Source organism: Polaromonas sp. (assembly GCF_012927455.1).
In the GTDB taxonomy this organism is placed as follows: Bacteria; Pseudomonadota; Gammaproteobacteria; order Burkholderiales; family Burkholderiaceae_C; genus Polaromonas.
In genome coordinates this window covers 203,331-215,996 of record NZ_JABBPE010000015.1, presented here as the reverse complement: position 1 = coordinate 215,996, position 12,666 = coordinate 203,331, and the positions used below count along the sequence as shown (strand labels likewise).

The 12,666-nt window shown below is 59.3% G+C and carries 14 protein-coding genes; 3 read left to right on the top strand and 11 right to left on the bottom strand.

Annotated features, from left to right (window positions below; translation table 11 throughout):
• Positions 1–9: 9 nt before the first annotated feature.
• The 6 genes from HHJ18_RS13230 to rpsB all read right to left on the bottom strand — a co-directional run bounded on the left by HHJ18_RS13230 (position 10) and on the right by rpsB (position 4,907).
• Complete coding sequence (locus HHJ18_RS13230; protein WP_296915982.1) at positions 10–894, bottom strand: phosphatidate cytidylyltransferase; 885 nt, start codon at positions 892–894, stop codon at positions 10–12.
• Positions 894–1,646: a polyprenyl diphosphate synthase gene (uppS, locus tag HHJ18_RS13225; protein ID WP_296915981.1), complete on the bottom strand. Its 753-nt coding sequence runs from the start codon at positions 1,644–1,646 to the stop codon at positions 894–896. Before uppS ends, HHJ18_RS13230 begins: the two co-directional genes overlap by 1 nt.
• Before the next feature lie 27 nt (positions 1,647–1,673).
• On the bottom strand, positions 1,674–2,234 hold the full coding sequence (gene frr / locus HHJ18_RS13220) for a ribosome recycling factor (protein WP_296915980.1): 561 nt from the start codon (positions 2,232–2,234) through the stop codon (positions 1,674–1,676).
• A 55-nt stretch (positions 2,235–2,289) separates the two neighbouring features.
• Positions 2,290–3,000: a UMP kinase gene (pyrH, locus tag HHJ18_RS13215; protein WP_296916608.1), complete on the bottom strand. Its 711-nt coding sequence runs from the start codon at positions 2,998–3,000 to the stop codon at positions 2,290–2,292.
• 97 nt (positions 3,001–3,097) lie between these two features.
• Positions 3,098–4,015, bottom strand: a complete 918-nt coding sequence (gene tsf, locus HHJ18_RS13210) for a translation elongation factor Ts (RefSeq protein ID WP_296915978.1) — start codon at positions 4,013–4,015, stop codon at positions 3,098–3,100.
• Positions 4,016–4,154: 139 nt separating this feature from the next.
• Positions 4,155–4,907 (bottom strand): 30S ribosomal protein S2, encoded by a 753-nt coding sequence (gene rpsB, locus HHJ18_RS13205; RefSeq protein WP_296915977.1) that lies wholly within the window; start codon positions 4,905–4,907, stop codon positions 4,155–4,157.
• Between the two features lie 160 nt (positions 4,908–5,067).
• Here rpsB and HHJ18_RS13200 point away from each other — a divergent pair, with 160 nt between their 5' ends.
• The 3 genes from HHJ18_RS13200 to lysM all read left to right on the top strand — a co-directional run bounded on the left by HHJ18_RS13200 (position 5,068) and on the right by lysM (position 8,480).
• Complete coding sequence (locus HHJ18_RS13200; protein WP_296915976.1) at positions 5,068–6,438, top strand: amidase; 1,371 nt, start codon at positions 5,068–5,070, stop codon at positions 6,436–6,438.
• Positions 6,439–6,586: 148 nt separating this feature from the next.
• The gene (locus HHJ18_RS13195) at positions 6,587–7,846 is read left to right on the top strand and encodes a D-amino acid dehydrogenase (RefSeq protein WP_296915974.1); all 1,260 of its coding nucleotides are present in this window, start codon (positions 6,587–6,589) and stop codon (positions 7,844–7,846) included.
• A gap of 130 nt (positions 7,847–7,976) precedes the next feature.
• A complete protein-coding gene (gene lysM / locus HHJ18_RS13190; RefSeq protein ID WP_296915972.1) occupies positions 7,977–8,480 on the top strand; it encodes a peptidoglycan-binding protein LysM in 504 nt (167 codons plus the stop codon).
• 31 nt (positions 8,481–8,511) lie between these two features.
• On the opposite strand, the gene HHJ18_RS13185 is transcribed toward lysM, so the two are convergent.
• From HHJ18_RS13185 to frdA, 5 genes are all read right to left on the bottom strand, one after another.
• Positions 8,512–9,312: a class I SAM-dependent methyltransferase gene (locus tag HHJ18_RS13185; protein WP_296915970.1), complete on the bottom strand. Its 801-nt coding sequence runs from the start codon at positions 9,310–9,312 to the stop codon at positions 8,512–8,514.
• An 86-nt stretch (positions 9,313–9,398) separates the two neighbouring features.
• A complete protein-coding gene (gene frdD, locus HHJ18_RS13180) occupies positions 9,399–9,740 on the bottom strand; it encodes a fumarate reductase subunit FrdD (RefSeq protein ID WP_296915969.1) in 342 nt (113 codons plus the stop codon).
• Between the two features lie 2 nt (positions 9,741–9,742).
• Positions 9,743–10,135, bottom strand: coding sequence for a fumarate reductase subunit C (locus HHJ18_RS13175; protein ID WP_296915967.1), 393 nt, complete (start codon positions 10,133–10,135; stop codon positions 9,743–9,745).
• Positions 10,132–10,875 (bottom strand): succinate dehydrogenase/fumarate reductase iron-sulfur subunit, encoded by a 744-nt coding sequence (locus HHJ18_RS13170; RefSeq protein ID WP_296915965.1) that lies wholly within the window; start codon positions 10,873–10,875, stop codon positions 10,132–10,134. The genes HHJ18_RS13175 and HHJ18_RS13170 overlap by 4 nt, the downstream gene beginning before the upstream one ends.
• Positions 10,872–12,638, bottom strand: coding sequence for a fumarate reductase (quinol) flavoprotein subunit (gene frdA, locus HHJ18_RS13165; protein WP_296915963.1), 1,767 nt, complete (start codon positions 12,636–12,638; stop codon positions 10,872–10,874). The genes HHJ18_RS13170 and frdA overlap by 4 nt, the downstream gene beginning before the upstream one ends.
• Between the last annotated feature and the right edge of the window lie 28 nt (positions 12,639–12,666).

Sequence of the window (12,666 nt, the reverse complement as noted above, 5' to 3'; positions counted from 1 at the left end):
GCCATAAGCCTAAAGAGCAGCCAGCATCATGGCCAGCGGCAAGGTCGGCAACAAGGCATCAACGCGGTCCAACACGCCGCCATGACCCGGCAACAAGCCACTGGAGTCTTTGACGCCCGCGCTGCGCTTCACCAGCGACTCGACCAAATCCCCCACCACACTCATGGCTGAAAGAAAGACCACTGCCAGCAACATCATCGCAACGCCATGGTGCTCGACCAAGCGACTGTAAAGCGTCTGCCCTGCCGGAACAACGGTGCCAGATCCGCTGCCGGCATCGCCTGGCCCCATTGCGCCACTCAGGACGAGCCAGACCAGCGACAGAACCACCACACCTGCCATGCCGCCCCACACCCCTTCCCAGCTTTTTCCCGGGCTGATGGAGGGTGCCAGTTTGCCTTTGCTGAAGCGACCACCGAACGTGCGGCCCGCAAAGTAAGCAAAGATGTCGGCTACCCAGACCAGCAGCAGCACCGATAACAAAAAGTTGATGCCGATCACCCGCGCCTGCGCGACGGCCAGCCAGGCCAGACAAAGAGCCAGCAGCCCGCCAGACACGCGCAGCGCTGCAGGAATGCGCGGCCATCCAATCACGCCGTTGCGGAGCAGCCAGCCGCCTGCAAGTACCCATGCCGCGCCGGCCGCAGCCCATAACAAAGGCAAAGGCTTGTCAAGCCATCCACCGTACCAGGCCAGCCCACAGATCAGCACGCAAACTATGGCAAGCCCAACAGACGCCGAGGGGCCCAAGGCATTCAGACGGCCCCATTCCCAGGCGCCGGCTGCAATCAACAGCAGCGCAACTGTGCAAAACGGAGTCGCTGTCTTATAGAACAGCGCAGGCAACAAAATCGCCAGCAGGACCAGCGCCGTGATCACACGCTGCTTCAGCATCAGGCGGCCTTTTCCTTCTGGCTTTTGTCAGGCGCGCTAAGCTGCGCAACGACCTGCGCAGAGGTCTGGCCGAACCGGCGCTCGCGGGCGCGAAAAACAGCAATCGCTTCATCCAGCGCTGCCTCGTCAAATTCGGGCCAAAGCTTGTCGGAAAAATGCAATTCCGAGTACGCCGCCTGCCACAACAAAAAGTTGCTGATGCGCAGTTCACCGCCGGTACGAATCAGCAAATCCGGGTCGGGAACGTGAGCCAGCGCCATAGCGCGGTCCAGCGACAGCTCACTAATGGCTTCGCCCCGGCTCACCAGTTTCTGCGCCGCCTGGGCAATATCCCAGCGCCCACCATAGTTAAAGCACACGTTAAAAATCAAACGCTGGTTGCCTGCAGTACTGGCCTCGGCCTTTGCCAGCCCTGCCTGCACTTTTTCAGAAAGCTGCGCGCGATTTCCTACGAAATGCAGCCTGACCTTATTGGCATTCAGGCTCTTTACTTCTTTGGCCAAGGACAGAACCATCAATTCCATCAGGCCAGAAACTTCTTCGGCGGGCCGGCTCCAGTTTTCCGAAGAAAACGCAAACACCGTCAATATGCCGATGCCGCGCTCCACGCAGGCTCGAACACAGCGGCTTAAGGAGTCAACGCCCTGCTTGTGGCCGGCGATGCGCGGTAGAAAGCGCTTGGTGGCCCAGCGGCCATTGCCATCCATGACGATGGCTACATGGTGCGGAACAAGGGTGCGAACAGTGCCCATGGTCGGTTCAGGCCAGCTTAAGCGGGGTCAAACCGCCATGATGTCATGTTCCTTGCCGATGACCAGTTTGTCGACCTCAACAATGAATCGGTCCGTGAACTTCTGGATCTCGTCCTGCGAGCGGCGCTCGTCATCTTCAGACGCGAGCTTGTCCTTGACCAGTTTCTTGACTCCCTCATTGGCATCGCGGCGCAGGTTGCGAATCGCCACCTTGGCGTGCTCGCCTTCTGCCCGCACTACCTTGGTGAGTTCCTTGCGGCGCTCTTCGGTCATGGCGGGCATGGGAACGCGAATCAGATCGCCCTGCGCGGCCGGGTTAAGGCCCAGATCGGAATCACGAATGGCTTTTTCGATCTTGGCGCCCATGCCCTTTTCCCAGGGTGACACGCTGATGGTGCGCGCATCGAGCAGGGACACATTGGCTACCTGACTTATAGGCACCATGGAGCCATAGTAGTCAACGTGCACGGTATCGAGAAGGCCCGGGTTGGCTCGACCGGTACGGATTTTCGTCAAACTATGTTTGAACAAGTCCACGGACTGCTGCATCTTTTGCTCTGCATGCTGTTTGATCTCAACAACGCTCATGGTCGAATCTCCGAATTGATAGATGCAAAAAGTACAAAAGCACGGCCTTGGCGGGTTAGACGTGAACCAGGGTTCCTTCGTCCTCACCTTGCACCACGCGCTTGAGCGCACCATGCTTGAAAATGCTGAAGACCTTGATGGGCAGCTTCTGGTCACGGCACAACGCAAACGCGGTGGCGTCCATGACTTCAAGATTCCTGCTCATGGCTTCATCAAAAGTAATGTTGGTGTAACGCGTGGCGTTCGGATCTTTCTTGGGATCCGCGCTGTACACGCCATCGACCTTGGTAGCCTTCAAAACGATTTCTGCGCCCATTTCAGCGCCGCGCAATGCAGCTGCCGTGTCAGTCGTGAAAAATGGATTGCCGGTGCCGGCTGCAAAAATAACGACCTTGCCTTCCTCCAGGTATTGAAGGGCCTTGGGTCGGACATAAGGCTCCACCACGCGCTCAATGGCGATGGCAGACATGACCCGTGCAATCAGGCCGGCCTTGTCCATGGTGTCACCCAGCGCCAGCGCGTTCATCACGGTTGCCAGCATGCCCATGTAATCGGCGGTAGCCCGGTCCATGCCGACCGAGCCGCCCGCCACGCCGCGAAAAATATTGCCGCCGCCAATCACCACAGCCACCTGCACACCCATGCGGGTGATTTCGGCAATTTCTTCCACCATGCGCACAATGGTCGCGCGGTTGATGCCGAAAGCATCATCGCCCATGAGGGCCTCACCTGACAGTTTTAACAAGATCCGCTTGTAGGCTGGCATGCGAGGGCTTTCCATGAGTGAATTTGACTGAAGTTTAGCGGCCTTCCGGCGGGACTGAAATGCGTAGCGGCTTTGGTCGCTCTGCGGTTTTAACCGTTCAGGCAGCCTTTGCGGCAGCAATCTGGGCTGCGACTTCGGCGGCGAAATCATCAACCTTCTTCTCAATGCCCTCACCCACCACATACAGCGTGAAAGACTTGACAGTGGTGCTGCGCTCCTTGAGCATCTGTTCGACCGTCTGCTTGTCGTTCTTGACGAAGTTTTGGTTGTGCAGGCTAACTTCTTTGAGATACTTTTGAACGCCACCCTCAATACGTTTAGCAACAATTTCGGCAGACTGAACTGGCTTGCCTTCGGCTTGCGCCTTGCTGGCATCTTCGGCAGCTTTAGCGGCAGCAACTGATCGCTCTTTGGCAACCAGCTCTGCCGGCACGTCGGCACTGGAAAGCGAGACCGGCTTCATGGCGGCCACATGCATGGCAACGTCTTTGGCGGCGGCTTCGTCTCCCGCAAACTCGACCACAACACCGATACGTGTGCCGTGCAGATAAGTCGCCAGCTGACTGCCGGAAAAATGCTTGAAGCGACGCACGCTCATGTTCTCGCCGATCTTACCAATCAGGCCTTTGCGCACATCTTCCACCGTCGGGCCAAAGCCGTCCAGCGACAGCGGCATGCCACCAACAGCCGCCAGATCGGCAGGGTTGTGCTTAACAATACCTTGCGCCACGGCTTGCGTAAACGCCAGAAAGCTGTCGTTTTTAGTCACAAAGTCGGTTTCGCAGTTGACCTCGACCAGTGCACCCACATCGCCTTCACGGTGCACTGCAACGACACCTTCGGCGGTGATACGGGAAGCCGCCTTGCCGGCCTTGTTGCCAAGCTTCACGCGCAGAATTTCTTCGGCTTTGTCAAAGTTACCTTCGGCCTCGGTCAGTGCTTTTTTGCACTCCATCATGGGGGCGTCGGTCTTGGCGCGCAGTTCAGCGACCATGCTTGCAGTAATTAATGCCATTTTTCAATCTCCATTTGTCGTATTGACTTCGAGGGATGCTGACGTCGCACCCCCTACACCATCGGTCTGTCGTATCTTCAAGTTGCGAAAAAGGGGCTACGCGAGCCCCTTTTTCGCGTCTGGCGCAGCGCCGCAGTAATCAAGCAGCCGCGTTTTGCACTTCTACAAATTCGTCCGAGCTCTCAGCGGAAACCGCCTTGACGACATCATTCATGGCATTGGCGCGACCTTCGATGATGGCGTCAGCGATACCACGGGCATACAGGGCGACGGCCTTGGACGAGTCGTCGTTACCGGGAATGACGTAGTCAATGCCGATCGGGGAATGGTTGGAATCGACCACGCCAATCAGCGGAATACCGAGCTTCTTGGCTTCCAGCACCGCGATTTTGTGGAAACCCACGTCAATCACAAAGATGGCGTCTGGCAACGCAGCCATGTCTTGTATGCCACCAATGTCTTTTTCAAGCTTGTCGATTTCGCGCTTGAAGGTCAGTTGTTCTTTTTTGCTGATGGTGTCGAGGCCGGCTTCTTGCTGGGCCTTCATCTCTTTTAGGCGCTTGATCGAAGTTTTGACCGTTTTGAAGTTGGTCAGCATGCCCCCCAGCCAGCGCTGGTCAACGTAAGGAATCCCGGCGCGCTGGGCTTCCAGGGCAACGGTTTCGCGGGCGGTGCGCTTGGTGCCGACCATCAGGATGGTGCCGCGGTTGGCCGCCAGCTGCTTCGCGAACTTCATCGCGTCCTGGAACATCGGCAGCGATTTTTCCAGGTTAATGATGTGAATACGGTTGCGATGGCCAAAAATATAAGGCGCCATCTTCGGGTTCCAGAAGCGGGTTTGGTGTCCGAAATGGACGCCGGCTTCCAGCATTTCACGCATGGTGGTTGACATAGCTAATACTCCAAAGGTTGTGTCTAAAATCAGCGCTTATCGCCCGATTGCATTTAAAAAGCTACGGAACGACACCTTGAGTGGCTGATTTGCGATTTGCCCAGCAAACAACATAATCGTCATTCACAGAGCCTGTCGAGTATAACATTCCTCCTGCCCCATGAGTTCACTTAGCCAGCCGCGCATCCCAAGCGACCTCCACGCCACTCGCCAGGCGATTCAATCTGGTCAGACCAGCGCCCGGCAGGTCTTCGAGCGGGCCGCTGGTATCGCCAACAGCGCGGAGGGTCAGTATGTTTTCATGCCCGGCTCGGCACCCTCCCTTCTATTAACAACCCCAGCACCGCAACCATCGGCCTTCAATGATCCGGCCCAGCCGCTAGCCGGCATTCCGATTTCGATCAAGGACCTGTTTGACGTCGCTGGCGAAGTCACTGCAGCTGGCTCGACCGTGCTCGCGGGCGTCGCCGCCGCGGCGGCAGACTGCCCAGCCGTGGCGCGCTTGCGCGCGGCCGGGGCGGCGCTGGCCGGGCGTACCAACATGGTCGAGTTCGCCTTTTCAGGCGTGGGCATTAACCCACATTACGGCACACCGGTTAACCCGGGTGACCGCAGTGTGGACCGCATCCCGGGCGGCTCGTCGTCAGGCGCAGCCGTGTCGGTCGCCACCGGTGCTGCCTTGGTGGGCTTGGGCTCGGACACCGGCGGCTCCATCCGCATTCCGGCAGCGCTGTGCGGGCTGGTCGGTTTCAAAAGCACCGCGCGGCTGGTGCCGACACAGGGAGTGCTGCCGCTATCCACCAGCCTGGACACCGTATGCGCCCTGACGCGCTCGGTACGCGACGCGATCACGGTGCACCAGGTGCTGGCGGCCCGCAGCGTGCAACTCAGCGGCAAACCGCTGTCAACGTTTCGCCTTGCCGTGGCTCGCACGCAATTGCAGGATGGGCTAGACGACACTGTGGCCCAGGCTTTCGACCACAGCCTTGACGTGCTGCGCCGGGCCGGTGCACATATCGAAGACATCGCCCTTGAAGAAATCGGCGATCTGGCCGCCATCAACGCCAGTGGCAGCTTGTCGGCTGCAGAAAGCTATGCCTGGCACCGCAACCTGATTGGCAAGCATCAGGCCGAGTACGACCCCCGGGTGGCGCTTCGGATTTTGCGCGGCGCCAGCATGAGCGCCTACGAGTACGTCGACTTGCTGGCGGCACGCAAGCAGTGGATTTTCCGCATGGAAGCCAGTTTGAGCGGCTTTGACGCGGTGTTGTCGCCTACGGTGCCCATCGTCGCGCCGTCGATTGCCAGCGTGCTGAACGATGACGACGAGTTTTTCCGGGTCAACGGGCTGCTGCTGCGCAACACCGCGGTAGTGAACATGCTCGACGGTTGCGCGATTTCCCTGCCCTGCCACAGCCCCGACCAGTTGCCCGTGGGCCTGATGCTCTGGCACGCGGCGCTGCACGACGACACGGTGCTAGAACTGGCACTTCAGGTCGAGGCGGCGCTGCAGCAGTCGCTACACAAATGATAGCTGCTTGCGCCCGTAGCTATTGGTCTAAAGGCCTATTTTCTTCCTAAATTGGCGTTTTTGACCGACGCCAGCAACAACGAACAGCCACAGTGAACCACCTGAATTTCCGCTCCTGCTTTCCCGGCGCTATGCACAATCGCAGCGCATGAGGGTTGCTGTCATTGGCGCCGGCATCATCGGCATCACCACGGCCTATGAACTGGCAGCTGACGGTCACGAAGTCACCGTTTTTGAACGCCGTGGCGCTGCGGCAGAAGAAAGCAGCTTTGCCAACGCCGGCGTGGTCGCGCCCGGCTACGTCACGCCGTGGGCGGCCCCGGGCATGCCGGGCAAGGTTTTTCGTTCCCTCTTCAGCCGCCACGCAGCGGTCAAGGTCGGTCTGCCCTTGTCACGCCACGAGTTGGCGTGGATGCGGAAATGGTTTCACGCCTGCAATCTGGAGAGTTACCGGCTTAACCGCGCGCGCATGCAGCGCCTGGCCTTTTACAGCCGTGAAAGACTGCACCAGCTCAGCGTCGAGCTGGAGCTCGACTACGACTGCAGCCCGGGTTACTTGGTGCTGCTGCGGGCTGAAAAAGACTGCCGGCTGATTGAACCCGGCTTGCAGGTATTGCGCGACGCGGGCGTGGGGTTTCGGCAAATCAATGCAGATGAGGCGCGGCTGATCGAGCCGGCTCTCAACCCCGACACCGCCTTGGTCGGCGCCGTGCACCTGCCCGATGATGGCGTGGCCAACTGCCGCCAGTTTGCCCTGCTGCTTAAGAACGAAGCCCAGCGCATCGGCGTCATTTTTCAGTTCAATACGGCTGTAGCCCAATTGAGTCCGGCGCAACCCGCTAGCATTTTAATAGCAGGCGAGGGCTTGCCACGGGCCTTTGACAGCGTCGTGTTGTGCGCCGGCTTGGCCAGCGCGGCATTGCTGCGGCCGCTCGGGCTGAAAATTCCGATGATCGCCGTGTATGGCTACTCCATCAGCGCACCGATTCGCGAGCCACTCAATGCGCCGCGCAGCGCGCTTATGGATGAACGCTACAAAGTGGCCATCTCTCGTCTGGGCAACCGCGTGCGCGTGGCCGGCAGCGCCGAACTCGGCGGCTCGCTCGATAACAAACGCGCCTCGTCAATCCAGACCCTCTACAAGGTCTTGCAGGACTGGTTTCCCGGCGCAGCGCAGCTTTCCAACCAGGGTGCCACCGTGCAGGAGTGGAAAGGCGCGCGGCCGATGCTGCCCGATGGCCCGCCCATCATCTGCCACAGCGGACTGCCCGGCCTCTGGCTCAATCTGGGTCATGGCTCCAGCGGCTGGGCGATGAGCTGCGGCAGCGCGCGCGCCCTGGCCGACCTGATGGCGGGTAAAGCGCCTGACGTTGACATGGAAGGGCTGGACATCAGCCGCCTGACGTAAGCCCGCAGCCAACGCGGATTTGTCCTACACGCTTTTGTTGGAAGCCGGCGCGGATCTGTCATGGCGTGGCGCTAAAGTCAGTTCAACCCGGCAGTTGGTGTCGGGCACACAACCACTGATTGGAGCATCCATGGGCATGTTAAGTTTTATCAAGGAAGCCGGCGAAAAGCTGTTCGGGCGCGGCGAGGCCAAGGCCGCCCAGGAAGCCGCAGCAGCGACGCCGACGCCGGAAAACATCGCAGCACTGAGTAAAACCGCCGGTGACGCGATTGAGACCTATATCGGCACCATGGACCTGAAAGTCGAAGCGCTCGATGTCAGCTTTGACGCTCCCAGCGGGACAGTGACGGTATCGGGCGTAGCACCGGACCAGCAGACCAAAGAGAAAGTGGTTCTGTGCTGCGGCAATGTGGCGAATGTTGCGGCGGTGAATGACCTGATGACGGTGGCGAACCCAGAGCCTGAATCGCAGTGGTACGTAGTGGTGAGCGGCGACAACCTGTCCAAAATCAGCAAGCAATACTACGGAACACCGAACAAATATACGCAGATCTTTGAGGCCAACAAGCCGATGCTGACCCACCCTGACAAAATTTACCCGGGGCAAGTCCTGCGCATTCCGCCCGAAGCCTGAGAACGGCACGGTGCGCCAGACGATGAGCGCATCAGTCCGCGAGATTTTTGGTTGCCACAATGATCTGGAAGTTGCCGAAGAAAACCGTGCGGCGCTCACAGGTAAAACCACCCATGGTTTCGAGCTGCATGAGTGGGTCGTGCGTATCCCAGAGCGCCAGCCCCAAGGGCTCGAAGACCTTGAAGTAAGTCCAGCTCAGGGTACGCAGCACCCACACATCAGGGCGATGAAATTCGGCCAGATAGAGCTTTCCGCCCGGTGCCAGCACCCTGCCCGCCTCGCGCAAAGCCTCGCCCTTGAGATGGTGCGGAAGTTCGTGCAACAGGAAAAAAATCACGTTGGCCGCGACCGAGCCATCGGCTTGCTTCATGGCCGTGGCGTTCTCTTCCAGCAATTCCAGTTTTCCCGGGAGGGACGCCAGCTTGCTTTGGGCATGTGTCAGCTCGTTCTTGATGATGTCGGCAATCAACACCCGGTGCGCGCCCGATTCGATGGCCGCCGTGACGACGCGCGGGATCACATTGCCGAAGGCACAAGACGTAATCAGCACACGCTGGCCGGCCAAGTCCGTGTGGCGCAGCCCGCTGGTGATGGCAGAAACCAGCCGGTCGTACTGAAACAGCAAAATGGCGGCAATGATCGGCTGAAAATCGATCAGCTTGATCAGTCGCATATTGGAATAGATCGGATAGACATGCGCCGTGTCGTTGCCCAAGCTGCCCATGGCGCCGCGCACAAGCAAGGCACCGCGCGTCAGCGTGAAGAAGAAAAGTGCAGTGCTGGCAAGAATGAAAATTACCGAAAAAACGCCGTACAACAACCAGACTGGCATAGTGTTCCTATGAAATTAAAGAGGACATGGCAATCAGCATGCCCATGACCCAAAGAGCCGTGCTGCACGCCAGAAGACTAGCATCTTCATATGCGCCACAAGTACAGCAGCGCCAAAGCCGTGCCTGCCGCAGCGACAAGATAGACCACAACGGCAACCAGATGGTCCTGGCGCAAACCGAAGTCATGCAGCGTTACGCGTAAACGATGCGCTGCATGCCAAAGAAAAAGCGTAATCACCGTCAGCAAAAACAGTTTGCCCAGCCAGTTAGCACCGAACGCATGCAACTGTTCGTAGCCCAGCAGGCCGGGTCTAAAGCCCAGCGCCGTCAGCAAAAAAAGCACTACCAGCACCGGCGCCAAAAAGGCCGCCAGCGTACCGCCTGCGGCGAAAAGGCTCCAGAAAATGGGCTTGTTGGACTTGGCCATGGCTACACCACTCCCGCAAAGAACAGCACCGCCAGCGAAGCCAGAACCCACACGGCATAGTGCGCGCCGACGATGTACTTGCCAGCCAGAAATTCCTCGCCGATCTGCACCGGCAGGGCTTTGGGTGTCACGTTAAACCAGCTGGTGGCGTTGTGCACGGCAAATGCCAGCACCACGGTCAATCCCACAATGCCCCACGGCCCTTGCAGCGAAACCAGAAACGACTCATAGGCAGCCTGTCCCTGCGACAGGCGCTCCACGGCGCAAAGCAGCAGCAGCGCGAAAGCGCCAATAAAAATGCAGGTTACTTCACGGGACATGTAGCGCAGGTAGCGCGGATGCTTGAAGTACCAGCCGGTTTTGGAAACCTCGCGCACAAATGGTTTGCGGCTCATGATTTAACTCCAGATAGCAGGTGTTCCTTAAACCAATCGATGGTGCTGGCCACTTTGACCTGTTGCAGTGCGCCGGCCGGGTCTACCGCCTTGGGGCAGACCTCGGAGCAGGCGCCTACAAATGAACACTCCCACACGCCTTCGTTGGTGGCGATGACTTCCTGCCGCTCCGCCCTGCCGCCGTCGCGCGAGTCCAGGTTGTAGCGGTGCGCCAGCGTGATGGCGGCCGGGCCGATGAACTTGGGTTGCAACGCATATTCCGGGCAGGCGGCGTAACACAGCATGCAATTGATGCACATGGAAAACTGCCGGTACTTCATGAGTTGCGCGGGCGTCTGCTTGTACTCGCCCTCGTCGATCGATTTCTTATCCCTGGGGATCAGATAGGGTTTGACGCGCTTGAGCTTGTCGATGAAGTCATCCACCACCGTGACCAGGTCGCGCTCGATCGGAAAGTTGGCCAGCGGCTCGACGCGAATCACGCCTTCATAATCACGCAAAAAGGCGTGGCACGACAGCTTGGGTTCGCCATTGATCATCATGCCGCAACTGCCGCAGACTGCCATGTGGCAGGACCAGCGATAGGCCAGCGTTGGATCCATGCTTTCCTTGACGGCATTGAGCGCGTCCAGCACCACCCACTCTGCCTTGCACAAGACATCGTAGTGCTGAAAGTGCGGCTCGGAATCCGTTTCCGGGTCGTAGCGCAGCACTTCCAATTGAACCAGGCGCTCTTTCATTTGTGGTCTCCCGAATAATCACGCACGCCAGGTGGTGACTTGGTGATGACCACGTCGAGGTAGTCCAGACGCGGGGCATTCAGGCCCTGGTAATAAACCATACTGTGGCGCATGTAGCTGGCGTCATCGCGCTGCACGAAATCGAGCCGCTGGTGGGCGCCGCGCGACTCCTTGCGCGCCAGGGCGCCCACCGTCAGCGCCTCGGCGCAATCGAGCATGCAGCCGAGCTCCAGCACCTGAAACAGATCGGTATTGAAGACATTGCTTTTGTCGTTCACTACCACGTTCTGGTAGCGCAGGCGAAGCGCAGCAATCTTGTCCACGGCTTCCTGCAGCCCGGCCTCGTTGCGATAGATGCCGACGTTTTTCTCCATCGTGTCCATCATCTCCTTGCGCAGGCCGGACATGGATTCGGTGCCATCGGTGCGTGAGAACAGCGCGCGGATGCGGGCCTGGCTTTCGCCAGCCCTGGCCGCTAGCGCTGCGGCATTCGCGACGTTCGCGGCAGGCAGAGCCTGAATGTGCTTGATGGCCGACAGCGCCGCGCTCTTGCCAAACACCAGCAGTTCCACCAGCGAGTTGGAGCCCAGACGATTGGCGCCGTTGAGGCTGACGCAGGCGCATTCACCGGCGGCAAACAAGCCTGGCAGCGGTGTTGCGGCCTGCATGTCGGTCGAGATGCCGCCCATCATGTAGTGAACCACCGGACGGATAGGCACCGGGTCCTTGACGATGTCCACGCCCAGGTAGGCGATGGCCAGTTCACGCACCAGCGGCAAGCGCTCATTGATGCATTTTTCGCCGAGGTGGCGCATGTCCAACATCACGCATTCGCCCCACTGGGTACTGACGGTGTTGCCTTTTTGCAGCTCGTGCCAATAAGCTTGGCTGACGCGGTCGCGCGGGCCCAGCTCCATGGTCTTGAGCTGCGGCTTGCCCAGTGGCGTTTCCGGGCCCATGCCGTAATCCTGCAGGTAGCGCCGTCCGTCCTTGTTGACCAGCACGCCACCTTCGCCGCGACAAGCTTCGGTCAGCAGGCTGCCAGTATTGGGCAAGCCGGTCGGGTGGTACTGCACGAACTCCATGTCCTTGAGCGGCACCCCGGCGCGGTAAGCCATGGCCATGCCGTCGCCGGTCTTGATGGCGCCGTTGGTGGTGAATGGGAAGATGCGCCCGGCGCCGCCGCCGGCAATGATGACCGCCTTGGCGTTGAACTGTTTAATCATGCCGCTGCGCATTTCCATCGCCGTGAGGCCCTGGCAGCGACCCTCATCGACCAGCAGATCAAGCGCGTAGTACTCGTCAAAGCGGGTGATGGACGGGTACTGCAAGGTCGTTTGAAACAGCGTGTGCAGAATATGAAAACCTGACTTGTCCGCTGCAAACCAGGTGCGCTGCTTTTGCATGCCGCCAAAGGGCCGCACCGCCACTGAGCCGTCAGTCTCGCGATTCCAAGGGCAGCCCCAATGTTCCAGCTGGGTAAGTTCTTTGGGCGCCTCCTTGACAAAATACTCGACGCAATCCTGATCAGACAGCCAATCGCCACCGCCCACGGTGTCGTCAAAATGCATATCGAGGCTGTCGTCGGATTTGATGACGCCTGCTGCCCCGCCCTCGGCCGCGCAGGTGTGGCTGCGCATCGGATAGACCTTGGAGATCAGCGCAATGCGCAGCGTCGGGTCGGCTTCAGCCAGTGCAATGGCCGCCCGCAAACCGGCGCCGCCCGCGCCGATGATTGCGACATCCGTGTTGATCAGTTCCATGATTGCCTTTCCATCACCGCATTAACTT